This is a genomic window from Schleiferilactobacillus harbinensis DSM 16991 (assembly GCF_000425885.1).
Lineage (GTDB): Bacteria > Bacillota > Bacilli > Lactobacillales > Lactobacillaceae > Schleiferilactobacillus > Schleiferilactobacillus harbinensis.
This window is the reverse complement of sequence record NZ_AUEH01000097.1, coordinates 1-1,706: the sequence shown is the minus strand read 5'-3', so window position 1 is coordinate 1,706 and position 1,706 is coordinate 1. Positions and strand designations below refer to the sequence as shown.

Genomic DNA, 1,706 nt, shown 5'->3' with positions numbered 1-1,706 from the left:
CTTCAAGGATAGGTCTTCATGGCCTATTTTGTTAAATCAACCCGGTCGATTGGTCTAACTCAATCGGTGTTGCACTTCAATTTTAAATCCGGCTCCAGGTGTCTATTTTTAATTTGGTCAGAAAATTTCCTTAAAACGCCCCTAATGCGGTATCATGGCAGTATACGAAGGCACGCAATTCGAATGGGGGATATACAGATGAAAACAAGGTATTGGGAACGCCTCGGCCACACACTGGCGGCGGCTCTGCTGGCCAGCAGCCTGGCCGTGGGGGCGGTAGCGTTGGCAGCACCCGCACAAACCATCCAGCCCGTGGCCGCGGCTACGACAGAACACACCTATTATCCGCAGGAAGACTTCAACTACGGCAACAACAAGGCCGTGATTTATTTGGATCCGACCGGCTTCACCGCCGATCAATTGGCTACCGTCAAGCAGGGCATTACCAACGTGCAAGGCATGCTCGCCGGTATCTTCGCCTTCACCCTGACGAACACCAAGAGTCAGGCCGACATCGTCATCGCCGGCAAGGATTACAGCGATACCTCCGATAATGGCGAACAGGTTGGCGGCGCTACCTTCATTAACTACAACCAGGTGATTAACCACATTGCCCAGCATCCCAACGGCACCCGCATCTTTCTGGACGACAGCTACAAGTCCTATGCCACCTCTCAATACATCGGCAAACAGTGGTCGCCGCAATTGCCGGCGAAGACAGATCCCAATTATCAGACCATTTTCAACCAGTACCAAGAGTACTTTGATAAATGGAACAAAAATACGCTGTTGCTGGCGACAGAGCATGAGATTGGCCACGGTATCGGCTTGGACCACACATCAACAGACACCTATGGTTATTCGATCATGAATCCCGAAGCCGGTCTGAATAAAGAGGGCGACCTGCTCATGGACGTCACCAAGGACACCACCTATATCCGTGCGACGCAAGCCATCTATGGCGGCAAGGCCACGGCCCTCGGCGACACTGAGACCAAACAGCCCACACAAGGGTACCACGGCGGCGATTCTGGTAATGTGAACCCCGGTCGGAACAACACAACCAAGCCGGGCACCGGGGTCGTTTACGTGAATATGGCGACCGGCGCCGATCTTTACAGTGACGTGAACTTCAAGGCCGGCCACGGCAAGAAATTACCGTTCAACTCCGCCTGGCAGTACTACGCCGTCGTGTATGATCCCAATGGCAAAGTCGTCGGCTACAATCTTGGCGGTCAGCAATTCGTCAGCACCGGTGATGTGGCCACTACGAAACCCGTCAGTTCCGTGAAGGGTACCTTCGCCGTGCACTACGCGGCTAACCCGAAGTGGGGAATTGCCCTGTGGAATGGGCAGTTGAAACCCGTGCGCATACTGCCCGCTGCTAGCCGTTGGCAGGTTAATGGGGCAGCTTATCTTGGTGACGAGAATCTGTACTTTAATCTTGGCGGGGACCAATGGGTCGCAGCAATCAATGGATACTTCACTCGTCGGTAGTTAATGGATACGAAAAGAGCGGTGGGACGACGTTGAAGTGCCCCATAATTGTTAGACAGATACTCTAACGATTGTGGGGCATTTTTATGACCAAATATTCAAGTGAGTTCAAGGGTAAGAGGTCGTTAAACGGGCGTATATGAAAAAGTGGCGCAACCCTCTAACATAAGGATTGCGCCACTGCTGTACTCGAATTATTTATTCGTGGC

At 52.4% G+C, this 1,706-nt stretch carries 1 protein-coding gene; it reads left to right on the top strand.

The genetic code is table 11. The features are described 5' to 3' along the window. Nucleotides 1–198: 198 nt before the first annotated feature. On the top strand, nt 199–1,497 hold the full coding sequence (locus tag H627_RS0115345) for a zinc metalloprotease (protein WP_027829623.1): 1,299 nt from the start codon (nt 199–201) through the stop codon (nt 1,495–1,497). The last annotated feature ends 209 nt before the right edge of the window (nt 1,498–1,706 follow it).

Bases quoted from the DNA above. Each gene is read 5' to 3' on its own strand.
- H627_RS0115345 (WP_027829623.1), top strand. From the start codon at position 199: ATGAAAACAAGGTATTGGGAACGCCTCGGCCACACACTGGCGGCGGCT.